Source organism: Mesorhizobium sp. FG116, from assembly GCF_057809835.1.
In genome coordinates this window covers 17,743-43,404 of record NZ_JBMDKS010000022.1, presented here as the reverse complement: position 1 = coordinate 43,404, position 25,662 = coordinate 17,743, and the positions used below count along the sequence as shown (strand labels likewise).

Genomic DNA, 25,662 nt, shown 5'->3' with positions numbered 1-25,662 from the left:
ATCATTGCTATCGAAGATGAGGGCGGCTTGCTATCATGGCCAATATCACGATCCGAAATCTCGATGATGAGGTGAAGGAACTGCTTCGCCAACTGGCGGCGCAGAACAATCTCTCCATGGAAGAGCAGGCGCGGCTCATGATCCGCGCCGCCGTCGAAGGTCAGCTTGGCGCGGCAAGCCGCATCGAGCAGATCGAAGCGACATTGCGCGAGCTTGCAAGCAACAAGGCCAGGCCTTCGCCCGAACCCGCATCGCCTGCCAAAGAGCGGTCCGGCAGCCTCTCCAACAAGCGTATTTTGCTCGTCATTGGGGGCGGCATCGCTGCTTACAAGGTGCTTGACCTCATCCGTCGCCTGCGCGAGCGCGGCGCTGCCGTGCGCCCTGTCATGACGGCCGCGGCGCAGGAGTTCGTCACGCCGCTGTCCGTCGGCGCGCTTTCAGCTGACCATGTTTTCACTGACCTGTTCGACCGCAAGGACGAGCATGATATCGGCCACATCCGCCTGTCCCGCGAGGCGGACCTGATCGTCGTCGCCCCGGCCACAGCCGACCTGATGGCCAAGCTTGCCAACGGCCTTGCCAACGATCTTGCTTCCACCGTTCTTCTCGCGACCAACAAGCCGGTATTGATGGCGCCGGCCATGAACCCCAGGATGTGGACGCATCCGGCGACGCGCCGCAATCGCAGCCAGCTTGAAAAGGACGGCGTCAGGTTCGTCGGCCCGGCGCGCGGCGAGATGGCCGAAAGCGGCGAAGCTGGCGAGGGCCGCATGGTCGAGCCGCTGGAGATTGTTGCTGCCATCGAAGCAATGCTCAGGCCCGGTGCCAGGCCATTGGCGGGCCGCAAGATCATAGTCACGTCCGGTCCGACACATGAGCCGATCGATCCGGTGCGCTACATCGCCAACCGTTCTTCCGGCAAGCAAGGCCACGCCATCGCTGCTGCGCTGGCAAGGCTGGGTGCCGACGTCCAGCTTGTCTCCGGCCCGGTTACCATTCCTGATCCTGCCGGCGTGAACATGACGCATGTCGAAAGCGCCCGAGAGATGCAGGCGGCGGTCGAGAAACTGCTGCCTGCGGATGCCGCCGTGTTCGTCGCCGCGGTTGCCGATTGGCGCACTGCCAACTCAGCCGGCGAAAAGATCAAGAAGGTTGCGGGCGAGGGGGCCCCGGCACTGCAGATGGTGGAGAACCCCGACATTCTGGCAGGCGTCGGCCATCACGAGAAGCGGCCTTCTCTCGTCGTCGGCTTTGCGGCCGAGACCCAGAACATCCTGCAGAACGCCGAAGCGAAGCTGAACAAGAAGGGCGCGGACTTCATCGTTGCCAATGATGTCTCGCATGACAGCGGTATCGGTTCTTCCGGCGTCATGGGCGGTGACCGCAATAGTGTGCGCATCGTTTCGCGCGGTGGCGTCGATGCTTGGCCGGAGATGACGAAGGAAGAGGTTGCGGAGCGGCTCGCCGCTCTCATTGCGGAGAAGTTGGCAAACATCGCCGAGAAAGCCTGATTGGGCGCATTTCGGAAAGGGCGAATTGGAAAAGGCGGCACTGACGCGCCGCCTTTTGAGATCAGAAGCCGTTTTCCGAAGGAAAGCCTATTTCAGCGAATGCATCAATTCGAGCGATGTCACCGCGACCGCGACATTCAGGCCGGTCTGTGCCTGCACGCTAAGCGGCTGCAATGCATAGGAACGCTGGAAGCCGCCAAGCAGCAGGTTTGCGCCGCCGCCGGTTACAACGCTCGCCTCGGCGTTCACGCCGTAGTAGTTGCCGGCCAAATTGCCGCTGTCGTAGTCGCGCGATGCCGCGAGCACCGACCATACCAACTGACCCTGATGGGTTGAGCCGAGATCAACGCCGAGCTTGGAAATCACGCCCGTATAGATTTCGGATGGCCCGCCGTTCGACGGCTTGAAGGTGCACGACACGCCCTTGTTGGAGGTCACGACATAGGACGTGCCGCCGTCGATAGAGCAGTCGAGCACGCCGAGTTCGAACCGGCCTGTGGCATTTGCCGATGTTGCCAAGCCAAGGACGGCAAAAGTCGCGGCGAGGGTAAGTTTCTTGATCATGAAATCTCTCCTGAAGCAGGATAAGGGCAACGCTTGGAGCGTTGGACACCTGAAGAACGCCCCACCTTGTGGACCGTTCCCTGCAACAGTGGCGCGATGATGGCACGGCCTAAAATACGCGCCGCGCAACGGGCGTCGGAGCAGCGCTCAGGCCCTTGAACTTCGCTGCTTATGTGCGCCGATCAGGCCGCGCGCGTGCGCGAAAGCCCGTCCTTGGCCGGCTGGTAGGTGGGGCTCAGCCGCACCGCTTCCGCATAGGCCTTTGCCGCCTTTGCCTTGTCGCCGCGCCGCTCATAAACCAGCGCCTGGTTGGTCCACGCTTCGGCGTTCTTCGGGTCGAGCTTGATCGCCATGTTGAAGTCGGCGAAAGCATTGTCTTCCTGGTTCAAGGCCAGATAGGACAGGCCACGCCCGTTGTAGGGCTCGGAGGCATCCGGTGCCAGCGAGATCGAGGTCGAGAAGTCCTCGATGGCGTAGTTGTGCTGGCCCTGGCTCTGATAGATCAGGCCGCGATTGTGATAGGCGCGCGCGTCGGTGGTATCGAGCTGGATGGCCTTCTGGAAATCGTTGAAGGCTTCCTGCGTGCGCCCAGCCTTGCGGTAAAGATTGCCGCGGCCGATATAGGCGGCATCGTAGTTCGCGTTGATCTGGATCGACCGGTTGTAGTCGGCCAACGCATTGGCCTGGTCGCCCATGAAGCGATAGATCAGCGCGCGGTTCGAATAGGCCTGGTAGAAATTCGGGTTGAGTTCGATCGCCTTGTCGAAGTCCCTGAGCGCCTGCTGGTACTTGCCGCCGCGGCCATAGGCGGAACCGCGCACATTGTAGCCTTCCGGGTCGCTCGGATTCGAGTTGATGACCTGCGTCAGCGAGGAAATGTTTTCCGCCGAGCCTTGCGCGGTGTCGATACTGGCCAGTTCACCTACCGGGGCGGACTGGCATGCGGCCAGTGCCAATAGGGAAGTGAAAGCCGCCGCCAGCGCAAAACCACCAAATGAGGTCCTGCGCCTATCGCTCAAAGCATCCATCGCTGTGTTGTCCTCGTCTCTCTAGCTGGCCCAGCCCCGCGCCGCCTCGCGTTCGCTCATTCCAACCCAAAATAAAAGGTGGCCGCGATTGAGCATCGCGCCACCTCAAATATCCCCCGAAAGGGGCAAAAAACTGGCGTGATCAGCGCGGTGCGCGTGCAGCACCGGCTGCCGCTGCTGCCGGACGCGGCGTGCTGGGAAGGAGGCCTTCGCGCTGGGCGCGCTTGCGAGCCAGCTTGCGGGCGCGGCGAACGGCTTCAGCCTTTTCGCGGGCGCGCTTCTCCGAGGGCTTCTCGTAATGTCCGCGCATCTTCATTTCACGGAAGATGCCTTCGCGCTGCATCTTCTTCTTCAGCGCACGAAGCGCCTGATCAACGTTGTTGTCGCGGACGAGTACCTGCACGGGCAATCCTGTCTTTCGGGTTCGAAACCATCTTGCAAGCGGCCATAGCCACAAGCCTCCGTGGCGGGCTCCACCACGAATTTTGGCGGCTGATAGCAGAATCGACGGGGCATGTCCACATAAAGAGTGGCGAAACCGATCAAATCCGCGCGCGCTATTCGGCGGCGTCGCTGGAAGCGCCGGCTTCGTCCGGCGCATTCGGGTCTCCGGGTGCGGTTTCGCAGCCGAGATCGGGGAAAGCCAGTACCCGCTTGCCGTGGAAGTCCGTTCGCACCACCAGGAGGTTGCGCTCCTCGAAATAGGTGATCAGGCGGCGTGCGCGGCGCGGCGAATGGCTGCCATAGGTGCGGGCAAGCGTGGCGTCGGACGGGCAGGGTGCGCCGGAGACTGCTGCCTGGGCGACGACGAGGAACACGCCTTGCAGGTCTTCCGGCAGGCTCTCCGACAGGCTGAGCGCTGTTGCCCATGTCTCGCCGCCCGCCGTCTCGCGGTCGACGCCGGCGCGCGCCACCGCAAGCTTGCGGCGGAAAGCGGCAAGCTGGAGTGGTTCGCCGGCGACGCGACGAATGCGGCAGCGCACGAGGAAGTCCTGGTAAAGCACGGCATCGGTGCGGAAGGCGGCATCCGGATCTTCGAGGATTTCGCGCATCACAGTGTCGATGCCGGCCTCGCGCTCTGCCTCGTCGATGATGGCGAAAACCGGTTCCGCCGGTTGCTCCGGCGCCGGCTGAGGGCGTGACAACTGGGCGATGATGTCGGCCGTGGGCGTAGGTGCCGGCGGCGGGCGGCGCACCGGCTGCCGCATTTCTTCCGGGCCGGGGGTGAAAATCAGGTCGAGCGTGTCCTCCGTCGTCTCCGGCAGCGGCATCAGCTTGGGGCTGACCGAGCGGGCCGAGGTCTCGACCGCGCCGATCGTCACCGGCAAAGGCCGGCGCGAGATTGCCGGGCCGAGCGCCACGAAATGGCCGCGCGCCAGGTCGCGGAACATCTCGGCCTGCCTGCGGTCCATGCCGAGCAGGTCGGCGGCGCGCGCCATGTCGATATCGAGGAAGGTGCGACCCATCAGGAAGTTGGAAGCTTCCGCCGCCACGTTCTTGGCAAGCTTTGCCAGGCGCTGCGTTGCGATGACGCCCGCCAGTCCGCGCTTGCGGCCGCGGCACATCAGGTTGGTCATCGCACCAAGCGAGACTTTGCGCGCCTCATCCGATACTTCGCCGGCCACGGCGGGCGCAAAAAGCTGCGCTTCGTCCACCACGACCAGAACCGGGTACCAATGGTCGCGCTCGGCATCGAACATGCCGCCGAGAAAGGCTGCCGCCGCGCGCATCTGCTGCTCGACGTCCAGCCCCTCCAGGTTGAGCACGACCGAAACGCGGTGCTGGCGGATGCGGCCGGCAATGCGGGTCAGTTCGTTTTCCGTGCGTTGGGCATCGACGACGACGTGACCGAACTTGTCGGCAAGCGTGACGAAATCGCCCTCCGGGTCGATCACGCACTGCTGCACCCAAGGTGCGCTCTGTTCCAGCAGGCGGCGCAAAAGGTGCGACTTGCCGGAGCCCGAATTGCCCTGAACGAGCAGTCGGGTCGCCAGCAACTCTTCGAGATCCATCATGGCCGACTTCCCGGGGGAGGCCGCTCCCATGTCTATATCTACCTTCACGCATCGCTCCTTTACGGAAACAAGGCTCTAGCACCGCAGTTCGGTCATTGCGAAGCTTTGAAGCGGCAATACCCACAGGCCGTTTGCCGCGATGCTTGCGTATGGCGCAAAGCGGCACTAGTCGTCGCAAACAGCGCAAGGATGGCCGCATGGTTTCGCTAGTGGTACACCTCGCGCGACAGGCGTATCGAACGCCGCTCCTCATCCGCGAGGCTTGGAACACGTGAAAAAATATTCGGTATTCGCCATCGCCCGCGAGGCCATGCGTGGCCACAAGGGTTGGGAGGAACAATGGTCCTCACCAGAGCCCAGGAAAGAGTATGACGTGATCATCGTCGGGGCCGGCGGCCACGGTCTTGGCACCGCTTACTATCTCGCCAAGGAGCACGGCATCACCAACATCGCGGTGCTGGAAAAGGGTTGGCTCGGTGGCGGCAACACCGGCCGCAACACCACCATCATCCGCTCCAACTATCTCTATGACGAATCGGCAGGCATCTACGACCATGCCGTGAAGCTGTGGGACGGGCTGTCCCAGGACCTCAATTACAACGTCATGTATTCGGCGCGCGGCGTCATGATGCTGGCGCACAACATCCACGACATTCAGGTGTTCAAGCGCCATATCCATGCCAACCGGCTGAACGGCATCGACAATGAATGGCTGACGCCTGAGCAGGCCAAGGAATTCTGCCCGCCGCTCAACATCTCCAGGGATGCCCGCTATCCCGTGCTGGGTGCTGCCTTGCAGCGGCGCGGCGGCACCGCCCGTCACGACGCGGTCGCATGGGGCTATGCGCGTGGTGCATCGGCGCGCGGCGTCCACATCATCCAGAACTGCGAGGTCACCGGTATCAATCGCGGACCGAATGGCGAGGTTACCGGCGTCGAGACGACGCGCGGCACCATCGGCGCCAAGAAGGTCGGCGTCGTCGCTGCCGGCCACACCTCTGTTCTGATGAACATGGCAGGCGTTCGCATGCCGCTCGAAAGCTATCCGTTGCAGGCGCTGGTGTCGGAGCCGATCAAGCCGATCGTGCCATGCGTCGTCATGTCGAACACCGTTCACGCCTACATCTCCCAGTCCGACAAGGGCGAACTGGTGATCGGGGCCGGCACCGACCAGTACACATCCTATTCGCAGACCGGCGGCCTCCACATCCTCGAGCACACGCTCGACGCCATTTGCGAGATGTTCCCGATCTTCACGCGCATGAAGATGCTGCGCTCGTGGGGCGGCATCGTCGATGTCACGCCGGATCGTTCGCCTATCCTGGCCAAGACCCCGGTCAAGGGCCTCTACGTCAATTGCGGCTGGGGAACCGGCGGCTTCAAGGCGACGCCGGGCTCGGCCAATGTCTTTGCCCACACGATCGCCCGTGACGAACCGCATCCGATCAATGCGCCGTTCACGCTGGAGCGTTTCCGCACCGGTCGCCTGATCGACGAGGCGGCTGCCGCTGCCGTGGCGCACTGAGGCTGCGATGACCGGTCCCGTCAATCTTGCTAGCAAGCTCGCCTTGTTCTCCGAGCACTGGTCGCCAAAGATCGTGACCGGCTTCAACGGCAACGACGTCATGGTCGTCAAGGCAAAGGGCGAGTTCAACTGGCACTCGCATCCGGAAACCGACGATTTCTTCCTTGTCTTGAAGGGCCGCCTGACGATCAAGCTCCGCGACGGCGACGTCGTGCTTGGACCCGGCGAAATGTATGTCGTGCCGAAAGGCGTCGAACACTGCCCGGTCGCCGAGGAAGAGACGCATTTGCTGATCATCGAACCCGCCGGAACGCCGAATACCGGCGATCCGGCAACTGCCGTAACCAAGGTTCACGTCTGATGCTACTGATCCATTGCCCCTACTGCGAGGAAGAGCGGCCCGAGATCGAGTTTCGCAATGCCGGCGAGGCGCACATCGCGCGACCCTCCGACATCGCCTCGATCAGCGACGCGGATTTCGAAAAATTCTTCTTCATTCGCGACAACACCAAGGGCCTCGTCTACGAGCGCTGGCGGCATGTTCACGGTTGCGCCCGCTTCTTCAATGCGGTGCGTGATTCCGTGTCCGACAAGTTTGTCATGACCTACAAGGCCGGCGAGCCGAAGCCTAAGAAACTGCCGGGAGCGGGCAAATGAGCGCATCCTACCGCATCTCCGGCAAGGGCCGACTGACCCAGGCCAAGACGGCCCGCTTCACCTTTGACGATCAATCCTACACCGGCGTTGCCGGCGATACGCTGGCTTCCGCACTTCTGGCCAACGGCGTCCATCTCGTCGGGCGTTCATTCAAGTACCATCGTCCGCGTGGCATCCTCTCGGCGGGTGCGGAGGAGCCCAATGCGCTGGTCGGCATCCATCGCGATGCGGCGCGCAAGACGCCGAATGTGCGCGCCACCGTGCAGGAACTCTACGACGGATTGACCGCAGTCTCGCAAAACCGCTGGCCGTCGCTTTCCTTCGATGTCGGCGCGGTCAACGACATTGCCTCGCCGTTTTTCTCCGCCGGTTTCTACTACAAGACCTTTATGTGGCCGAAGGCTGCGTGGAAGAGCCTTTATGAACCCAAGATCCGTGAAGCTGCCGGCCTTGGCGTTTCGCCGGACCTGCCGGACCCCGATCACTACGCCGCTCGTTTCGCCCATTGCGAAGTTTTGGTGCTTGGAGGCGGTGCGGCCGGCATCGCTGCCGCGCTTGCCGCGGCGGAGACGGGCGTTCGCGTTATCGTTGCCGACGAGCAGGCCGAGTTCGGCGGAGCGCTGCGCTTTGAAAGCGGTTCCGTCATCGACGGCCAGAACGGCTGGGAGTGGGCGCAGGCGTCGGTTGCCAAACTGGCTGCCATGGACAATGTGCGGGTGCTGTCCCGCACCACCGCATTCGGCTACTACGCCCAGAATTTCGTCGGACTTGTCGAGCGCGTCACCGACCACATGCAGGCCCCGCATCCCGACCTTGCGCGCGAGCGGCTGTGGCAGGTCAGGGCCAAGCGCGTAATCATCGCAACCGGCGCCATCGAACGCCACATGGTGTTCGCCGACAACGACCGTCCGGGCGTCATGCTTGCTTCGGCTGCGCGCGCCTATCTCAACCACTATGGTGTCGCGGTCGGCCGCAATGTCGGCGTCTACACTGCCAACGACAGCGCCTATGCCGCCGCCATCGACCTCAAGAAGGTCGGCGTCAACATCGCCGCCATCGTGGACCTGCGCGACAATCCGGCGGGCAGCATCATCGACGAGGCGCGTTCGCTCGGCATCGAAATCCACGGCGGACGCGCCGTCGTTCGCGTCGGCGGCAAGCTGCGCGTTTCTTCCATGACCGTGCAGCCCAAGAACGGCGGCGGCGAACGCACCATCCCGGTCGATGCCGTCTTGATGTCGGCCGGCTGGACGCCTTCCGTGCACCTTTTCTCGCAGTCGCGCGGCAAGGTCGCCTTCAACGACGAAGTCAAGCGCTTCCTGCCCGGCACCTATGCGCAGGATTGTGTTTCGGCCGGCGCTTGCAACGGCACCGACGGCCTGTCCGCCTGCCTCGATGAAGCCTACGCGGCTGGCGTCAAGGCGGCGAAGGATGCCGGCGGCAAGGCTGCAAAATCCAACAAGCCCAAGGTCGAGGCGAGCGAAAGCTGGTCGCGCGGCATGCTGGGTGCTGCACCCGGCGCTGGTCCGGGCACCACGGTCAAGGCGTTCGTGGATTTCCAGAATGACGTTACCGCCAAGGATATCCGCCAGGCCGTGCACGAAGGCATGCGCTCCATCGAGCACGTCAAGCGCTTCACCACCAACGGCATGGCGACCGATCAGGGCAAGACCTCCAACATGCACGGCCTTGCCATTGCCGCCGACGAACTCGGCAAGCAGATCCCGGAAGTCGGCCTCACCACATTCCGCGCGCCTTATACTCCGGTCACCTTCGGTTCGATTGTCGGCCACGCGCGCGGCAAGCTGTTCGACCCGACCCGCCGCACCGCCACCCACGGCTGGGCGGAGCGCAACGGCGCGGTGTTTGAGGATGTCGGCCAATGGAAGCGTGCCTGGTACTTCCCCAAGTCGGGCGAAGACCTCCACGCCTCGGTCAACCGCGAATGCGTCACCGTGCGCAAGACCGCCGGCCTGTTCGATGCCTCGACGCTCGGCAAGATCGAGGTTGTCGGGCCGGATGCGGCGAAGTTCATGGAACTTCTCTACACCAATCCATGGGAGAAGCTGGAAGTCGGCCGTTGCCGCTATGGCGTCATGCTGCGCGAAGATGGCTTCATCTATGACGATGGCGTCGTCGGCCGCCTCGCCCCCGACCGTTTCCACGTCACCACGACGACGGGCGGTGCGGCCCGCGTCATGAACCATATGGAAGACTATCTCCAGACCGAGTTCCCGCATCTCAACGTCTGGCTCACTTCCATCTCGGAACAGTGGTCGGTCATCGCCGTGCAGGGGCCGAAGTCCCGCGACATCATCGCGCCGCTGGTCGAAGGCATCGACATGTCGGATGCCGCGCTGCCGCATATGTCGGTGCGCGAAGGCAAGATCTGCGGTGTGCCGACACGCCTGTTCCGCATGTCGTTTTCGGGCGAACGCGGCTTCGAGGTCAACGTGCCCGCCGACTACGGCGAGGCCGTTTGGGAAGCCCTGTGGGCCGAAGGCCAGAAGCACGGCGCCTGCGCCTACGGCACCGAGACGATGCACGTGCTGCGCGCGGAGAAGGGCTACATCATCGTCGGCCAGGACACTGACGGCACCGTCACGCCCGATGACGCCGGTCTCGGCTGGGCAGTCGGCAAGAAGAAGACCGACTTCGTCGGCATTCGTGGCCTGAAGCGCCCCGACCTGGTGGCCAAGGGTCGCAAGCAACTTGTCGGCTTGAAGACGAAGGACCCGAATGTCGTGCTTGAGGAAGGTGCGCAGATCGTCGCCGATCCCAAGCAGCCGATCCCGATGAAGATGCTCGGCCACGTCACCTCAAGCTACTGGTCGGAAAATTGCGGCCGCTCCATAGCGTTGGCCTTGGTTGCCGGCGGCCAGGATCGTCTGGGTGAAACGCTTTATGTGCCGATGCCCGACAGCACCATTGAGGTCGAAGTGACCGGCATGGTGTTCTTCGATGAGAAGGGAGCGAACCTCAATGGCTAAGGCTGCTGTGAAAAAGCCGGCTTCCGCATCGGTCGAGCGCCGTCCGGCACTCCACGGCCGCGAGACATCCGGTTCAAACGTCAAGGTCAGCGTTTTGCCGCCCGCCGAGCGCATGTCGCTGAGGGCACCTGAAGCGTCGGTCGCTTCGCTCTCGCGCGCTCTCGGCGTAACCTTGCCGCAAAAGCCCAAGACATCGGCCAGCAAGAATGGCCGCACCGTGTTCTGGCTTGGTCCGGATGAATGGTTCGTCATCGACGAAGCCGGCGGCGACCCGCTTGACGATTGCGCGAAAGCGAAAGCCTTGCATTCCGCGGTCGGCGTCTCGCATCGCAACGTTGCCTTTGCCGTCTCGGGTGCGGGAGCCGTCGCAACGGTTAGCGCTGGTTGTCCGCAGGACCTCTCCCTTGACGCGTTCCCGGTTGGCGCGTGCTCGCGCACCGTGATGGGCAAGTCGGAAATCCTGCTCTATCGCCCGGCGGCGGACACCTTCCGCGTCGAATGCTGGCGCTCGTTCTCCGACTATGTCTTTACGTTCCTGACGGAAGCGACGCGCGACGCGGCAGCCTGAGCGATCACACGATTGCGTCGAGGGCCTGCCGCTGGCGGTGCATTTCGAGGAAAATCCGGTAGTCCCGGTCGAAGCGGGTAGCCGCAGCCTTGTCCGGCTGCCGCTGCTTGCCTTCTTGCTGCATGCCGATGCACGCCTTGGCCAGATCGGGATATTGGCCTGCGGCTGTCGCCGCGACCGTGGCTGTGCCGATAAGAACGGAATCCGACAAAGGCTCGACCACGGTGCATCCGGTGGCGTCGGAATAGAGCTCCATCAATAGCGGGTTCTTGGTGTGCCCCCCGGTCACGTGCAGCGTGTCGATCAGGTAGCCGTTTTCGTTCATTTTCTCGAGCACGTGGCGAACGCCGAGCGCAATTGAAACGGCTGTGCGCCAATAAAGCCGGCACAGGCTGTCGAAGGATGCGTCGAGCGTCAGGCCGCTGATGACGCCGACCGCATGCGGGTCGGCAAGCGGCGAGCGGTTGCCGTGAAAATCCGGCAGCACATGCAGGCGTCCGGCGAGGTCCAGGCCTTCCGTCGCGCGCAGTTGCATTATCCGGTTCACGATCCGCGTGTGCATTGCAACGTCCGGCTCGCCGCCTGCGCCGTGGCTGCGGATGACGTGGTCGAGCAGTGCGCCGGTGGCGGACTGGCCACCTTCGGTCAGCCATAGATCGGGCAGCGCGGCGCCGAAGTACGGTCCCCAGAAACCGGTAAAGGGCTGCGGCTTTGAAGACAGCGCCATCACGCAGCTCGATGTCCCAGCGATGAGCGCCAGATGGCGGCTGATCTTCGAATTGTCGCCTGCGAAACCGCCCAGAACGCCCAGTGCCCCTGCATAGGCATCGATGACACCTGTGCCGACGATGCAGTTTTGCGTCAGGCCAAGTTCGGTTGCCGCTTGCGGCAGGAGTGGCCCCAGGGCTGTTCCGACCGGACTTGCCCGCTCTGGCAGACTTGCATGTTCGAACAGGTCTTCGAGCCCTATGGTGTGGAAGAAATCCGGACGCCACGGCTTCGCTTCATGGGCAAGATAGGTCCATTTCGCGGTCAAGGTGCATTGCGAACGGGCCGACGTTCCCGTCGCTTTCCATGAAAGGAAATCGGCGAGGTCGAAGAGGTATCCGGCCCGCTCCCAGCTTTGCGGCAGGTGGCGCTTCAGCCACATCAGCTTCGGCATCGCCATTTCCGGCGACATCACGCCGCCCACATAGCCAAGCACGTCGTGGTTGGTGCGCGTGCATTCGTCGGCCTCGTCGATGGCGCGGTGGTCGAGCCACACGATCGTGTCCCATCGGGCTTCGCCGCCGGCCGATACACTGAGCTGTCTGCCTTCGGCATCGCGCGCCACCAGCGAGCATGTGGCATCGAACGCCAAGCCTACGATGTCGCTCGGCGCGACCTTCGCCTTATCGCGCGCGTCCCGCACGGCTTTGCAAACGGCGCGCCAGATGTCTTCCGAATCGTGTTCGGCGTGGTTGGGCGAGGGCTGGTGCATGGCGATCGGGTGTTCGGCGCGGCCAAGCAGCACGCCCTTGCAGTCGAACACACCGGCCCGCGCGCTGCCCGTGCCAACATCGACAGCGCAGACATATCCGCTCTTCAATACGCCGCTCTCTTGTCCCAAAGCCTGCAGGATCAGGTTTTTGCAACCTGTCGGCGACTATAGAGTCCGCCGCTGCCGGCGCAAGCGCAAGGGTGGACTTCTGCTCTAGCGCGCGTTGGAAAGATAGCGCGTAAGCGTCGCGCGTGCGCCGTTTGCCCAAAGTTCCTGCAAGGCGCTTGCGAAGGCTGCCGAGAAGGTGCTCGACCGGCCGACAGCGCCATAGATGTCTTCCATGGCGAGCCATATGCCGGGGTCGTTGCGGGCTGCCTTTGCCGTTGCCTGCATGCGATCCCAGTTGGGATCGTTGGGCTCTATCACAGCGCCGGAATCAGTCGTGCCTTGGCAATAGCGGCACCAGAGCGCGGATTCCAGCGCCAGCCCTTCAACGCTTTTTCCAGCCTTCAGGCGGTCGGCGATGGTCGGAATGATGAACTTCGGCTGGCGGTTCGATCCGTCCAGGCAAAGCCGTCGCACGGTGTCGCCGATCTTCGGATTGGAAAACCGCTTTTCGATCAGTCTGTAGTAGTCCGACAGGCTGGTGTTGGGCACCGGCGGAACGGTCGGGATAATTTCATCGTGCTCGATCTTGGCCAGGAAATCGCGCACCAGCGGCTCCTGCATCGCCTCGTGCACGAAATGGATGTCCATCAATCCGGCCGGGTAGGCAATCGCCGCATGGCCGCCGTTGAGGATGCGGATCTTCATCAACTCGTAGGGCGCGACATCGGGCACGAACTGCACGCCGACTTTTTCCAGCGGCGGACGCCCGTCGGTAAAATGGTCCTCCAGCACCCATTGCCGGAAGGGTTCGCAGAAAACCGGCCAACTGTCTTCCACGCCGAAATCGTCCGCGAGAATCTTGCGCTCCCTGTCCGTTGTGGCCGGCGTAATGCGGTCGACCATGCTGTTCGGAAAGGCCACGCTGTTCGACACCCAATCCGCGAGGTCCTCGTCGATCAGGCGCGCCAGGCCGATCACGCCGTCGGCGGTCACGCGGCCATTGTGGGGAATGTTGTCGCAAGACATGACCGTAAACGGCACCGTTCCTTCCTCGCGCCGGCGCATCAGGCCCGCAAGGATGATGCCGAAAACCGTTTTTGGCTGGGCGATGTTGGCGGCGTCGGCCGTGATATCAGGGTTGGTCGGGTCGAAGTGGCCCGAAGCCGGGTCAATGAAATAGCCGCCCTCGGTAATGGTCAGAGAAACGATGCGGATCGACGGGTCGGCCAGCCGCTCAATCGTGGCTGCGGCATCGCCGGGCGCCACGAAATCCACCATCGAGCCTGTAACCCGCGCGCTGACCTGGTCCTCGTCCTGTTCGACAACCGTCGTCAGCCAATCCTGTTCTGCCAATTTTGCCCGGCCGATCTTCTCGCCTTCGAACACGCCGGCTCCGACAAGCGCCCAGTCATGGCCTTCGCCGGCATTGAACAGGTCGTCGAGATAGACCGCCTGATGCGAGCGATGGAAGTTGCCGACACCGAAATGCAGGATGCCGGGCGAAAGCCTGTCCCGGTCGTATTTCGGCCGCGCGACCTTTACCGGCAGCGTGGCGAGGCTTTTCGACGACAGCTTGATGGTCATGGCAGTATTCCCTTCCAACAGCCCGGATGCCCTCAGTTCATCCAGTTGCCGCCATCGACATTGTAGGTCTGGGCAACGATGTAGTCGGCGTCAGTGCTGGCGAGGAAAACGGCCATGCCGGTCAGATCCTGCGCCGTTCCCATGCGCCCGTAGGGCACGCTTTCACCGACCAGTCTTTTCTTCTCGCCCAGCGGCCGCTTCTCGTATTTGGCGAACAGCGAATCGACATGTTCCCAGTGCTCGCCCTCGACCACGCCCGGCGCGATGGCGTTGACGTTGATGCGGTGCTTGATGAGGTCGAGCCCGGCCGACTGCGTGATCGAAATGACAGCCGCCTTGGTCGCGCAGTAGACGGCCACAAGCGCCTCGCCGCGCCGGCCGGCCTGGCTTGCCATATTGATGATCTTGCCGCCCTTGCCGCGGGCAATCATGGAGCGGGCCGCAGCCTGCAGCATGAACAGGGTCCCGGCGACATTGACCGAAAACAGCCTGTCAAAGCTTGGCCGCGTGATCGCGACGATGGGCGCGAGATCGAAAAGTGCTGCGTTGTTGATGAGGATGTCGAGACCGCCGCATTGGCGCTCGACCGCATTTATCGCAGCTTCGATAGACGTTTGATCGGTCACGTCCAGATGGACCGGCCAGGCCTTGGACCCAAGCTCGGCTGCGGTCGCCTGTGCCGCCGCATAGTTGATGTCGGCGATGGCAACCGTCGCCCCCTCGCGGATATAGGCTTCGGCGAAGGCGCGGCCGATGCCCCGCGCCGAACCAGTAACAAGAGCCGACTTGCCTTCAAGGCGCATCTAGAGGGCTTTCCCGTCAGCGCCGAAGCGGTGCACCTTCGACGGGTTGGGCGTCAGGTAAATGGTGTCGCCGTGCTGCACGGCAAGCTCTCCGTCAGCCCGCACCGTCAGCGGTCCAATGCCATCGGCTTGCACATGCAGGAAGGTGTCGGAGCCGAGATGTTCGGCTACGCCGACCTTGGCCTTCCAGGTTCCTTCGCTGGTCGAAATCTTCAGGTGTTCCGGCCGAATGCCGATCGTCCTGGCACCGTGCTTTGCGGCAGCTTCGCCTTCGATCAGGTTCATTTTCGGCGACCCGATGAAGCCTGCGACGAACAAGTTCTGCGGCTTCCTGTAGAGGTCCATTGGCGAGCCGACCTGCTCGACATTGCCGGCGTTCAGAACCACGATCTTGTCGGCCATGGTCATCGCCTCGATCTGGTCGTGGGTGACGTAGATCATGGTCGTCTTCAGTTGATGATGGAGTTCGCTGATCTCCAGCCGCATGGTGCCGCGCAGCGCCGCATCGAGGTTGGACAGCGGCTCGTCGAACAGGAAAGCCGATGGCTGGCGCACGATGGCGCGGCCGATGGCGACGCGCTGGCGCTGCCCGCCCGACAGTTGGCCGGGCCGACGCTCGAGATAATTGGTCAGGTTCAGAACCCGCGCCGCCTCGGTGACTTTGCGGTCGATCACCTCCTGGCTTTCGCCGGCCATCTTCAGCGGGAAGGCGATGTTCTTGGCCACCGTCATGTGCGGATAGAGCGCGTAGGACTGGAACACCATCGAAAGCTTGCGCTTGGCCGGCGCCTCGTTGGTCACGTCGCGGCCGTCGATGTTGATCGAGCCGCCGCTGACGTCTTCAAGTCCGGCGATCAGGCGCAGCAGCGTGGACTTGCCGCAACCTGACGGCCCGACAAAGACCACGAACTCACCATCCTCGATGTTGAGGTCGATGTTGGGGATGATGGTCGTCGCCCCGAAGGACTTGCTGACCTGCTTGAGCGTGATGTTTCCCATAAGATTACTCCGCGAGCGGTGCTGGGCTTATTTGACGGCGCCGAAAGTCAGGCCGCGCACGAGTTGCTTCTGGCTGAACCAGCCGAGAACGAGGATCGGTGCGATGGCGAGCGTCGACGCGGCTGAAAGCTTGGCCCAGAACAGGCCCTGTGGACTTGAGAACGAGACGATGAACGCGGTCAGCGGCGCGGCATTGGTGGTGGTCAGCCGGATCGTCCAGAAGGCTTCGTTCCAGGCCAGGATGATGTTCAACAAAAGCGTCGAGGCGATGCCCGGCACGGCCATCGGCGTCAGCACATAGACGATCTCGCCCCACAAGGACGCGCCGTCCATGCGCGCCGCTTCGAGGATTTCGCCGGGAATCTCGCGGAAGTAGGTGTAGAGCATCCACACCACGATCGGCAGGTTGATGAGCATCAGCATCACGGTGAGGCCGCCGCGATTGTCTAGCAGGTTCCAGTCCCTAAAGATCAGGTACATGGGAACAAGCACCGCCACGGCCGGCATCATCTTGGTGGAAAGCATCCACATCAGGATGTCCTTGGTGCGGTTCGTCGGCGAGAAAGCCATCGACCACGCGGCAGGTATCGCCACGATCAAGGCAAGGATCGTCGAGCCGACCGACAGGATCACCGAGTTCATGAACGGCTTGAAGTAATTGTACTGCGACTGAACCTCGGCGTAGCTTTCCAGCGTGCCCGACGGCACGAGGTTGAAGCCTGCAATCGCCTCCGTTTCGGATTTGAAGCTGGTGATGATGGTGTAGAGGATCGGGAAGAAAATCAGCAGGGCAACGATCCATGCTGCGATCGTCCAGCCAAGCTTCGTGCTGCCTGATACGGTGCGGGCCATTGCTTGTCCTCCCTACTTGTCCAGGTTCTTGCCAACGGCGCGCATCAGGAAGAAGGCGACGATGTTGGCGAGTACGACAGCGATGATGCCGCCAGCCGAGGCTCCGCCGACGTCGTAGCCGAGCAGCGCGGTGCGGTAGATCAGGAACGGCAGGTTGGTCGAGGCGTAGCCCGGACCGCCATTGGTGGTGACCAGAATTTCCGCGTAGATGCCGAGCAGGAAAATGGTCTGGATCAAGATGACCACGGTGATCGCACGCGCCATGTGCGGCAGCGTCAGATAGATGAACCGGCTGACGGGGCCGGCCCCATCCATTTCGGCTGCTTCCTTCTGCTCGCCGTCCAGCGATTGCAGCGAGGTGAGAAGGATCAGCGTCGCGAAGGGCAGCCACTGCCAGGCCACGATCAGGATGATGGAAAAAAGCGGGTATTGCGCGAACCAGTCGATGGGCTGAAGCCCGAAGAAACGGGCGATGTCGGCAAAGACGCCATAGCCCGGATGCATCAGCATGTTCTTCCAAACCAATGCAGCCACCGGCGGCATGACGAAGAACGGCGAGATGACCAGGATGCGCACGATGCCTTGGCCAAAGATCGGCTGGTCAAGCAGCAGCCCCATGGCAATGCCGCCGATCACCGTGATCAGCAGCACTCCCACCACGATCACCAGCGTGTTCCAGATCGACTGGAAGAAGGCGGGATCGGTGTAGAAGAATTTGTAGTTGAACAGGCCGCCGAAGCTGACGTTTCCGGGGTTCAGTAGATTGTAGTTCTGGAACGAGAACCACAGCGTCATCGCCAGCGGCACGATCATCCAGATCAGCAGCAGGACGACCGAAGGCGCCATCATGAAGCGGGCAAGCGTGCGGGTCTGTCGGGTAGCCATGGCAATCACCGTCTCGTCGAACAGCTTTCGATATGGTCAAAAGTGGCCGCCCGGACCGGGAGCCGGGCGGCCAAGGCACCGGGAGGTTGCCTTACTTGATGTAACCGGCGCGGGTCATTTCGCGTACGGACGCGGCCTGCGCTGCGGCCAAAGCATCATCCACGCTCGACTGGCCGGCAAGTGCTGCCGAGAAGAGCTGGCCGACGGTCGTGCCCAATCCCTGGAATTCGGGGATGGCGACGAACTGGACGCCGACATAGGGAACCGGCTTTACGGTCGGATGCGTCGGGTCGGCCGAATTGATCGAGTCCAGCGTCATCTTGGCGAAAGGCGCGGCCTTCTGGTACTCGGCGTTGTTGTAGAGCGAGGTGCGCGTGCCGGGAGGAACGTTCGCCCAGCCTTCCTTGGAAGCGACGAGGTCGAGATAGCCCTTGCTCGTTGCCCAGGCCACGAACTTCTGGGCCGCTTCGGCCTTCTGCGTGCCAGCCGGAATGGCGAGCGACCATGCCCACAGCCAGTTGCCGCGCTTGCCAAGCCCGTTGTCGGGGGCCAGCGCATAGCCAACCTTGTCGGCAACCGTCGAGTCCTTAGGATTGGACACGAAGGAAGCCGCAACCGTGGCATCGATCCACATGCCGCACTTGCCCTGCTGGAACAGCGCGAGGTTTTCGTTGAAGCCGTTGGACGACGCGCCTTGCGGTCCGGCGTCCTTCATCAGGTCGATGTAGAACTGTAGCGTGTTCTTCCATTCGGGCTGGTCGAACTGCGGCTGCCACTTCTCGTCGAACCAGCGTGCGCCGAAGGAGTTGGACATGGCCGTCAGGAAGGCCATGTTCTCACCCCAGCCCGCCTTGCCGCGCAGGCAGACGCCGTTGATGTCGTTGGCGCGGTCTGTCATCTTGCGCGCCGCGTCGGCAATGAATTCCCAGGTCGGCGCGTCGGGCATGGTCAGCCCCGCCTTTTCCATCAGGTCCTTGCGGTACATGACGAACGAGCTTTCGCCGTAGAACGGCGCGGCATAGAGTTTGCCGTCCATCGACAGGCCGCCGGCAATCGCCGGGATGATGTCGGCCGCGTCATAATCTGCGCCGAGATTGTCGAGCGGCAGGAGCCAGTTCTGCTTTGCCCAGATCGGCACTTCATAGGTGCCGATGGTCATCACGTCATACTGGCCGCCCTTGGTGGCGATGTCGGTGGTGACGCGTTCGCGCAGGACGTTTTCTTCGAGCGTAACCCACTGCAATTCGATGCCGGGGTTCTTGGCGGTGAAATCATCGGTCAGCTTCTGCATGCGGACCATATCGCCATTGTTGACCGTGGCGATGGTGATGGATTCGGCGTGAGCGCCAAATGCAAGAACGCTAGCCGAGCACAATCCGAGAATGAGTGCGTGAAGTCTCATCAAAATCCTCCCAAAACCAAGTTGAGCATTTGCCTTGGCTATGGGCAATTACTCACTTAAAGTGATTTATATGTCAAGCGGGATTCGTGATTGGCCCGAAATGCTGTGGACATGGCTGCGGGCGCAGGGGTAGCGCGAACTGGAATCCGATCCCGAGACGGGGCGGGTGAGGCATGATCTTTCCACCGGCGCAAACTGATGGCCGGCCAGGAAAACGGGACGTGGGGATTGGAGATCGGCGACAGCCGATCAGGCGGGATCAGCCGGCGAGGGCTGCTGCCGCCGTGCGCTCGTCGGTTATCAGGCCGTTGATCAGGCGCCGGTTCATCGCCGCCAGTATGCCGGGCAGCTTGCGCTCGCCCATGGCAAGCGCGACAACCAGCGAGCTCTCCCGTGAAGGTAGCGGCGCTGACGAAACGCGGTCGTTGGTGATGCCTTCGATGAAGCGCCCTTCGTGATCGAACACCCAGCCGACGATCTCGGCCACGCCGCCGGCTTTTTGCAGCGCTTTCAATTCGGTTTTGGTGATGAAGCCGTCCTCATAGAGCGGCGCGTTGGGGCCAAGGTCGCCAATGCCGACGAAGGTGACATCGGCCTTTGCCGCCAGTTCAAGCGTAGGCTGGATCATCGGCTGGCTAAGCAGCATTTCCCGCTCTTTCGGCGACGAGGCGATGACCGGCAGCGGCATCGGGAAGGACCGCGCCTTGACGCGGTCCGACATCGTGAAAATCACGTTGTAGAAGGCGGCCGAACCGTCCGGCGAGATGTTTCCGGTCAGCGACACCACCTTGTGGTGCGGGCAATCCATCGACGGCAATTGCTCGATGGCCGCCTTCAGTGTGCGCCCGGTGCCGATCGCCATCACAATCGGTTCGGTCGAAAGCAGGCGCTTTTCGATTTCCGCGGCGGCGGCCTCGGCAATGCCGATGGTGGTTGATTGCGAAGTGGGGTCGCTTGGCACCACCTCGACCAGATCGAGAGCAAAGCGAGCTTTCAGCCGCGCCGCCAGGTCGAGGCAGTTGGCGATCGGATGGTCGACGCGGACCTTGATGAGCCGTTCGGATACGGCCAGCGAAACCAGTCGCTGTGCAGTCTGGCGCGAGATGCCGAGCTTTGCCGCAATCTGGTCCTGCGTGTTGCCGGCCACGTAATAAAGCCAACCTGCGCGGGCGGCGTCGTCCAACCTGCCGCCGCCACTTTCCGGGCGGTTGTTCATTATTTGGTCGGTCCTCGCTGGGACATGAGCATTCCTTCAATCGCGGAAGTTACTATGCAAGCTTTGAAGCAATTGTCCATCGACAAGAGCATTTACCCGAAACGATTGATGGTGGAATGTGCGGCCAGGCTTGGGCCCGACATCCATCTGGAATACCGCCCGTCTTGCGGCGGGCCTGATCGACCCATACGTTTGGATGACGCTCAGGGAGATATGACGATGGCCGGTCATGCAAAACCAGACGCCGCCAAGCGCGGCAAGACTTCAGCGGTGAAATCGCTCGAAAAGGAGAGGCGCGAGGACATCAACGAAGAAGAGCTGGAAGAGGGTCTTGAAGACACGTTCCCCGCCAGCGATCCGGTCTCGGTTACCTCCAGCGCCATCCCCGGCGGGCCGGCCAAGCCGGGCAAGGCAAAGACCGTGAAAGGCCGCAAGCCGGGGCGCTAGTTACTCGCAGATGAGCCAGCGCAGACGGGAGACGACCGGGCGGGCCATGCGGTGGTCCGCCGGTTGTCCATCCTGCATGAAATGATTGCCGTCAAAACGTCGACGGCATGATCCACGGGTTGACGCCGATGCCAAGTCTCGGTCCCTCGCTCGGCGCAACGGTAGGCTTCGACTTTTCTAGCGATCCGGTCGAGGAACAGTCGAGCTTGGTGGCGCTTTGCGCGCAGGTCATTGCCGTATCAGCCTTGGTCGCTACGGGTTGGGTGGATTGGGCGGCCATTGCTCCACTGGACAAGGCAAGCAGGGTCGCAAGGGCGAAAGCGGTTGTTTTCACCGTCATTCTCCGTTCGGGTGGTGGTAAATTTCGTACGTGTACGGTTGAAAATCTAACCTTACGTAAGGTCGAATTCAAGGAAAATTGTACGTGTACGACTTTTTCCTTACGTTACGGCAAGCACGCGCTGTGGAAGCGTGCGTCCAAACTTGAAGGACCGTAGAAATTGCCTTCGGATGATGTCGCGGAGAGTAATCACTTACCGGCTCAGCAGGTTGCCGGCTCGTCGCTCAACGGTGCAATGGGTCCTGACTTGAATCCTGCCAGCGCCAGATCGTACATGCGCTCGACGAATTGCTGCGGGTCGCCGAACTTGTAGCTTGGAAACGAGATCAGCAGCAGAATTGCGCCGTGCCCGATCGCCCACATCATGGTCGCGATGGCTCGGGGATCGCCTCTCAGCTTGCCTGCATTGACGCAGGCCTCGATGCGCCCGATCAAAAGTTCCATTGCAGGGTTGCGCTCGTCCGGCTGTCCGGGTTCGAGCTTTTCCGGCGGCGTCATGTGTTCGGTGCCCGCCACGATGCGGTATTCGTTCGGATTGCCAAGCCCGAAGACGGCGTATTCGATCATCACGGCGCGCAGCGCGTCCAGCGGATCGTCCGGGCGGTTCTGCTCAATGCGCCGCGCAAGCCCCTCGAATGCGTCTTCGGCCAACGCATAGAGAATTTCCTGCTTGTCCCTGAAATACGAGTAGACCGACATCGGGGCCATGCCCACGCGCGCCGCCAGCTTGCGGATGGTCAAGGCGTCGTAGCCTTCTTCCTGCACGAGCCTGTGTGCGGCGGTGATCAGTTCGGAGCGCAGATTCTCCTTGTGCAATTCGCGACGCTGCTTGGCGTTGTGCAACACCCGGTCACCTTTCTCATTCCCGCCGCCGGATTCCTATATAAAGGCCGTGGGAGAGGGGGCAAGATGCCGTAGGGGAACATGGTTGATGCGCATCAACCTGTTTTCAAAAAGCTGCGTCAGGCCTGCCGGGTTTCAGGTTCGGCAAAGGTCAGGGTCAGCCATCGGGCGGTCAGCGCCGGCTTCTTGGCACCCTCGATTTCAACCGTCACGTCGTGCGTTACCTGCACCCAGCCCGACGGGCGTGCCTTGACGTCTGCAAGCAGGAAACGGGCGCGGATGCGCGAGCCGGTCTTGACCGGTGCGAGGAAGCGGATCTGCTCGAAGCCGTGGTTGACGCCCATTTTGCCCTTTTCCAGCGGCGGCAGCGTCTCGAACGTCATCGCCGACAGCAGAGACAACAGCAGGAAGCCGTGGGCTATGGTGCCGCCGAACGGCGTCTCCAGCGCCGCGCGCTCGGGGTCGCAATGGATGAACTGGTGGTCGTCGGTCGCATCGGCGAACTGGTCGATCATGGTCTGGGAAACCACGCGCCAAGGCGAGACGCCGACTTCCTTGCCGACGCTGTCGAGAAGCTGCTCAAGTGTGATCGGGGTCATTCGGATCGTTTCTCTTCTCGGGCCCTGTCGCTTGCGCGGGCACCAATAGAGGGTTGCGCCGGGCTTGTCATCCGGCGCAACTGAAATCCCGATATGCCGATGGAGCTACTCGGCCGGTTCCATGTTGGTGTAGGCGGCTTCCTCGAGTTCGCGCTTCAGGCGCGCTTCCTCATGCGATTTCGGCTGCACGAAGCGGCCAAGCAACAGGTAGGCGACGGGCGTCAGGAACAGCGTCGAGATCGCGGCAAGGCCGAGACCGCCGACGATCACCCAGCCCAGAGCAATGCGCGCCTCGGCGCCCGCGCCGCTCGCCAGCACCAGAGGCAGGCCGCCGAGCACCGTGCAGATCATCGTCATCATCACCGGCCGCAGCCGGATGTTGGAGGCTTCCTCGATTGCTTCGCGCACACCCAGTCCGCGGTCGCGCAACTGATTGGCGAACTCCACGATCAGGATGCCGTTCTTCGCCATCACGCCCACCAGAAGCACAAGGCCGATCTGGCTGTAGGCGTTGAGGCTGGTGCCGGTTATGAGCATCGCGATGATGGCGCAGGCGAGACCCAGCGGTACCGTCGCCATGATGATGATGGCGGAAACGAAGCTTTCGAACTGCGCCGCCAGCACGAGCAGGATGATGACGAGCGCGAAGCCGAAAATGGTGATCATGCCGCTGTTGGTTTCGCCAAGCGTTGCCGCCTCGGCCAGCGGCAAAAGGCGTGCGCCTGCCGGCAACAGCGGGTTGGCGATGCCTTCTACCGTGTTCAGCGCGTCGCCCAGCGCGAAATCCTGCGCGAGGTTGGTCGTAATGGCCACCGAAGCCTGCTTCTGTTCGCGCTCAAGCGTCGGCGGAACCGCCTTTTCCGTCAGCGTTGCGATGGTCGACATCGGCACGTAGCGGCCGTCGCCGGTCTTTAGGAATACGTTCTCGAGGTCGGTCGGGTCGTTGATCGGGTTGGTGGTGGACACCAGCTTCACGCCAAAGGAGCGGTCGCCGATATAGACGTCGCCGATGTCGTTGCCGTCCAGCATCGCCTGCATGGTGTTGGCAAGGCCGGTGATGTCGATGCCGAGGTCGGAGGCCCGCTGCCTGTCGATGGCCACCGCCAATTGCGGCTGGGTCGGGTCGACGGACAGCCGGGGCTGCTCGAAGCGCGGATCGTCATGCAGGGCATCGATGACCTTGTTCGCCGCCTGGCTCAGCGCCGCGCGGTCGTTACCCACCAGCGCAAACTGCAAGCCGTTGCCGGCGCCGCGTATGCCCAGGCTGTTCGGCTGGACCGGGAACACCTGCAGGCTCGGCACCTTTTCCGCAAGCTTGCGTATCTCGGCCATGATCTGCTGCTGGCTGCGCGTGCGCTCGTTCCACGGCGCCAGCGTCACCACCATGAAGCCGCTGTTGTAGGCGCCGTTGTTGCCGGCAAACTGGAAGGTGCTCTGGATCTCGCCCGACTGGCGCATCGGCTGCATCAGCGCTTCGATCTCGCGCATCTGCGAGGCGGTGTAGTCAAGGCTCACGCCTTGCGGCGCATTGATGCGCAACAGCACGGCCGAGCGGTCTTCCGTCGGCGTCAATTCCTGGCGGATGGTGCCGAACAGGGCAAAGGCGGTGCCGGCAAACAAAAGCGCCACCAGCACGACCAGCCACGGTGCGTTGAGGCACATGCGCAGGCTGCGCCGATAGAAATCGCCAAGCTTCTTGCCGATCCTGCCGCCAATGCCGCGATTGCCCTCATGGTGAAGCGAAGCACCGCTCAGCATGCGCGACGCCAGCATCGGGCAAAGCGTCAGCGCCACGACGCAGGACAGAAGCACCGACATGGCAAGCACGAAACCGAATTCGCGAAACAGGCCGCCCGTCTGGCCGGGCAAAAACGAGATTGGCACGAACACGGCAATCAGCGTTGCTGTGGTGGCGATGACGGCGAAGAACACTTCCTTTGCACCCAGCACGGCGGCGGCACGCGGCCCCAGTCCTTCGTTGCGCCTTCGCACGATGTTTTCCAGCACCACGATGGCGTCGTCCACGACAAGGCCAGTCGCCAGCACCAGCGCCAGCAGCGTCAGGATGTTGATCGAGAAACCGGCGAGGTAGATGGCGGCGATGGTGCCGATCATCGCCACCGGCATCGACAGGGCGGGGATCAGTGTTGCGCGCCAGTCGAGCAGGAACACATAGATGACGATCAGCACGATCGACACGGCCAGCATCAGCGCGATCTCGACTTCGTGCACCGCGCCGTTGACGAACACCGCGTCATCGCTGGTGATCTTGATGTTCATGCCTTGCGGAAGGCTTTCCTGAAGCTTGGCGACCACCGCCTTCACGCCGTTCGAAATATCGAGCGTATTGGATTCCGCGGCACGCACGATGCCGATGCCGATGCCTGTCTTGCCATCCGAGCGCAATGTGCTCTGGCCGATGTCGGGGCCAAGCGTCACGGTTGCCACGTCGCCTATGTGGGTCGTGCCGTCGATGACGATCTGCTCGAAGGCTTCAGGCGTGGTCACGTCCGCCGTGGTGCGAACGATCAGGTTCTGGTCGCTGGTGGTGATCGAGCCGGACGGGGAATCGAAAGCAACCGAGGCCAGTACGCGACGCAGGTCGGCGACGGTATAGCCGAGGCTCGCGAGCTTCGCCTGGTTGACGTCGATGCGGAAGATCTTCTCGCGGTCGCCGTAAATCTGCACGTCGGCGACACCAGGAACCGCGGCCAGCGTGTCCTCGATCTGGTCTTCGACAATCGTCGTCATGTCCTCGACAGACATGGTGTCGGAGGTCACGGCCAAGCGCATCACGGCATCGGAATTGGCGTCCGCCTTGACGATGCGCGGTGTATCGGCTTCGTCCGGAATCTGGTTGGCGACACGTCCGACGGCATCGCGCACATCGGAGGCCGCGACGTTGAGATCGACACCGTCGTTGAATTCGATGGTCACGCGGCTGGAGCCGAAGGTCGAGCGCGACGAGATCGATTTGACGCCCGAGACACGGGCTACCGCGCCTTCGAGTATGTCGGTCAGCTCGCGGTCGACGGTTTCGGCTGCCGCGCCGGTAAAGGTGGTGTTGACCGAAATCACCGCCCGGTCCACGTCCGGCAGTTCGCGCACCTCCACACCGTAGAAGGCAGCAAGGCCGGCAACGGCAATCAGCGTATTAAGGACGAAGGCCAGCACCGGGCGACGGATAAAGAGCGCCGTCAGTCCCGTTTCGCTGTTTTTGGTTTCTTCCGTCATTGCGGCATCCCG

General features: G+C 62.5%; 23 protein-coding genes. 7 read left to right on the top strand and 16 right to left on the bottom strand.

Going from position 1 to position 25,662, the window contains the following annotated elements; all coding sequences use genetic code 11:
• Positions 1 to 35: 35 nt before the first annotated feature.
• On the top strand, positions 36 to 1,511 hold the full coding sequence (coaBC, locus tag ACODTY_RS16965; protein ID WP_488995394.1) for a bifunctional phosphopantothenoylcysteine decarboxylase/phosphopantothenate--cysteine ligase CoaBC: 1,476 nt from the start codon (positions 36 to 38) through the stop codon (positions 1,509 to 1,511).
• Between the two features lie 87 nt (positions 1,512 to 1,598).
• Here the strand turns inward: coaBC and ACODTY_RS16960 are convergent, their stop codons facing one another.
• From ACODTY_RS16960 to ACODTY_RS16945, 4 genes are all read right to left on the bottom strand, one after another.
• The gene (locus ACODTY_RS16960; RefSeq protein WP_488995393.1) at positions 1,599 to 2,075 is read right to left on the bottom strand and encodes a DUF992 domain-containing protein; all 477 of its coding nucleotides are present in this window, start codon (positions 2,073 to 2,075) and stop codon (positions 1,599 to 1,601) included.
• 182 nt (positions 2,076 to 2,257) lie between these two features.
• The gene (locus tag ACODTY_RS16955; RefSeq protein ID WP_488995392.1) at positions 2,258 to 3,103 is read right to left on the bottom strand and encodes a tetratricopeptide repeat protein; all 846 of its coding nucleotides are present in this window, start codon (positions 3,101 to 3,103) and stop codon (positions 2,258 to 2,260) included.
• A 142-nt stretch (positions 3,104 to 3,245) separates the two neighbouring features.
• The gene (gene rpsU, locus ACODTY_RS16950; protein WP_488995391.1) at positions 3,246 to 3,506 is read right to left on the bottom strand and encodes a 30S ribosomal protein S21; all 261 of its coding nucleotides are present in this window, start codon (positions 3,504 to 3,506) and stop codon (positions 3,246 to 3,248) included.
• 154 nt (positions 3,507 to 3,660) lie between these two features.
• Positions 3,661 to 5,166, bottom strand: coding sequence for a helicase HerA domain-containing protein (locus tag ACODTY_RS16945; RefSeq protein WP_488995390.1), 1,506 nt, complete (start codon positions 5,164 to 5,166; stop codon positions 3,661 to 3,663).
• A gap of 223 nt (positions 5,167 to 5,389) precedes the next feature.
• Here ACODTY_RS16945 and ACODTY_RS16940 point away from each other — a divergent pair, with 223 nt between their 5' ends.
• The 5 genes from ACODTY_RS16940 to ACODTY_RS16920 are packed head-to-tail and all read left to right on the top strand — an operon-like array spanning position 5,390 to position 10,858.
• On the top strand, positions 5,390 to 6,643 hold the full coding sequence (locus ACODTY_RS16940) for a sarcosine oxidase subunit beta (protein ID WP_488995389.1): 1,254 nt from the start codon (positions 5,390 to 5,392) through the stop codon (positions 6,641 to 6,643).
• Positions 6,644 to 6,650: 7 nt separating this feature from the next.
• Positions 6,651 to 7,004 (top strand): cupin domain-containing protein, encoded by a 354-nt coding sequence (locus ACODTY_RS16935; protein ID WP_488995388.1) that lies wholly within the window; start codon positions 6,651 to 6,653, stop codon positions 7,002 to 7,004.
• Positions 7,004 to 7,300 carry a sarcosine oxidase subunit delta gene (locus ACODTY_RS16930; RefSeq protein ID WP_056233980.1) on the top strand — a complete coding sequence of 99 codons (297 nt, stop codon included), beginning with the start codon at positions 7,004 to 7,006 and terminating at the stop codon, positions 7,298 to 7,300. Before ACODTY_RS16935 ends, ACODTY_RS16930 begins: the two co-directional genes overlap by 1 nt.
• Positions 7,297 to 10,290: a sarcosine oxidase subunit alpha gene (locus ACODTY_RS16925; protein WP_488995387.1), complete on the top strand. Its 2,994-nt coding sequence runs from the start codon at positions 7,297 to 7,299 to the stop codon at positions 10,288 to 10,290. The genes ACODTY_RS16930 and ACODTY_RS16925 overlap by 4 nt, the downstream gene beginning before the upstream one ends.
• Positions 10,283 to 10,858: a sarcosine oxidase subunit gamma gene (locus ACODTY_RS16920; protein WP_488995386.1), complete on the top strand. Its 576-nt coding sequence runs from the start codon at positions 10,283 to 10,285 to the stop codon at positions 10,856 to 10,858. Before ACODTY_RS16925 ends, ACODTY_RS16920 begins: the two co-directional genes overlap by 8 nt.
• Positions 10,859 to 10,862: 4 nt before the next feature.
• On the opposite strand, the gene ACODTY_RS16915 is transcribed toward ACODTY_RS16920, so the two are convergent.
• The 8 genes from ACODTY_RS16915 to ACODTY_RS16880 form a co-directional block, all read right to left on the bottom strand.
• Positions 10,863 to 12,446, bottom strand: a complete 1,584-nt coding sequence (locus ACODTY_RS16915; protein ID WP_488995385.1) for an FGGY-family carbohydrate kinase — start codon at positions 12,444 to 12,446, stop codon at positions 10,863 to 10,865.
• A gap of 105 nt (positions 12,447 to 12,551) precedes the next feature.
• A complete protein-coding gene (locus ACODTY_RS16910) occupies positions 12,552 to 14,030 on the bottom strand; it encodes a mannitol dehydrogenase family protein (protein WP_488995384.1) in 1,479 nt (492 codons plus the stop codon).
• Positions 14,031 to 14,062: 32 nt separating this feature from the next.
• Complete coding sequence (locus ACODTY_RS16905; RefSeq protein WP_488995383.1) at positions 14,063 to 14,833, bottom strand: L-iditol 2-dehydrogenase; 771 nt, start codon at positions 14,831 to 14,833, stop codon at positions 14,063 to 14,065.
• Positions 14,834 to 15,832, bottom strand: a complete 999-nt coding sequence (locus ACODTY_RS16900) for an ABC transporter ATP-binding protein (protein ID WP_488995382.1) — start codon at positions 15,830 to 15,832, stop codon at positions 14,834 to 14,836. It lies immediately after the preceding gene.
• Positions 15,833 to 15,859: 27 nt separating this feature from the next.
• Complete coding sequence (locus tag ACODTY_RS16895) at positions 15,860 to 16,684, bottom strand: carbohydrate ABC transporter permease (protein WP_488995381.1); 825 nt, start codon at positions 16,682 to 16,684, stop codon at positions 15,860 to 15,862.
• 12 nt (positions 16,685 to 16,696) lie between these two features.
• Positions 16,697 to 17,569: a carbohydrate ABC transporter permease gene (locus ACODTY_RS16890; RefSeq protein ID WP_488995380.1), complete on the bottom strand. Its 873-nt coding sequence runs from the start codon at positions 17,567 to 17,569 to the stop codon at positions 16,697 to 16,699.
• Between the two features lie 91 nt (positions 17,570 to 17,660).
• Positions 17,661 to 18,971, bottom strand: coding sequence for an ABC transporter substrate-binding protein (locus tag ACODTY_RS16885; protein WP_488995379.1), 1,311 nt, complete (start codon positions 18,969 to 18,971; stop codon positions 17,661 to 17,663).
• A gap of 259 nt (positions 18,972 to 19,230) precedes the next feature.
• Positions 19,231 to 20,187, bottom strand: coding sequence for a sugar-binding transcriptional regulator (locus tag ACODTY_RS16880; RefSeq protein WP_488995378.1), 957 nt, complete (start codon positions 20,185 to 20,187; stop codon positions 19,231 to 19,233).
• 219 nt (positions 20,188 to 20,406) lie between these two features.
• Between ACODTY_RS16880 and ACODTY_RS16875 the strand changes: the two genes are divergently transcribed.
• Positions 20,407 to 20,634, top strand: coding sequence for a hypothetical protein (locus ACODTY_RS16875; RefSeq protein WP_488995377.1), 228 nt, complete (start codon positions 20,407 to 20,409; stop codon positions 20,632 to 20,634).
• Positions 20,635 to 20,725: 91 nt separating this feature from the next.
• On the opposite strand, the gene ACODTY_RS16870 is transcribed toward ACODTY_RS16875, so the two are convergent.
• The 4 genes from ACODTY_RS16870 to ACODTY_RS16855 all read right to left on the bottom strand — a co-directional run bounded on the left by ACODTY_RS16870 (position 20,726) and on the right by ACODTY_RS16855 (position 25,650).
• The gene (locus ACODTY_RS16870; protein WP_488995376.1) at positions 20,726 to 20,974 is read right to left on the bottom strand and encodes a DUF680 domain-containing protein; all 249 of its coding nucleotides are present in this window, start codon (positions 20,972 to 20,974) and stop codon (positions 20,726 to 20,728) included.
• 201 nt (positions 20,975 to 21,175) lie between these two features.
• Complete coding sequence (locus tag ACODTY_RS16865) at positions 21,176 to 21,820, bottom strand: TetR/AcrR family transcriptional regulator (RefSeq protein WP_488995375.1); 645 nt, start codon at positions 21,818 to 21,820, stop codon at positions 21,176 to 21,178.
• Between the two features lie 116 nt (positions 21,821 to 21,936).
• The gene (locus ACODTY_RS16860) at positions 21,937 to 22,416 is read right to left on the bottom strand and encodes a MaoC family dehydratase (RefSeq protein ID WP_488995374.1); all 480 of its coding nucleotides are present in this window, start codon (positions 22,414 to 22,416) and stop codon (positions 21,937 to 21,939) included.
• Between the two features lie 105 nt (positions 22,417 to 22,521).
• Positions 22,522 to 25,650, bottom strand: a complete 3,129-nt coding sequence (locus ACODTY_RS16855) for an efflux RND transporter permease subunit (RefSeq protein WP_488995373.1) — start codon at positions 25,648 to 25,650, stop codon at positions 22,522 to 22,524.
• Between the last annotated feature and the right edge of the window lie 12 nt (positions 25,651 to 25,662).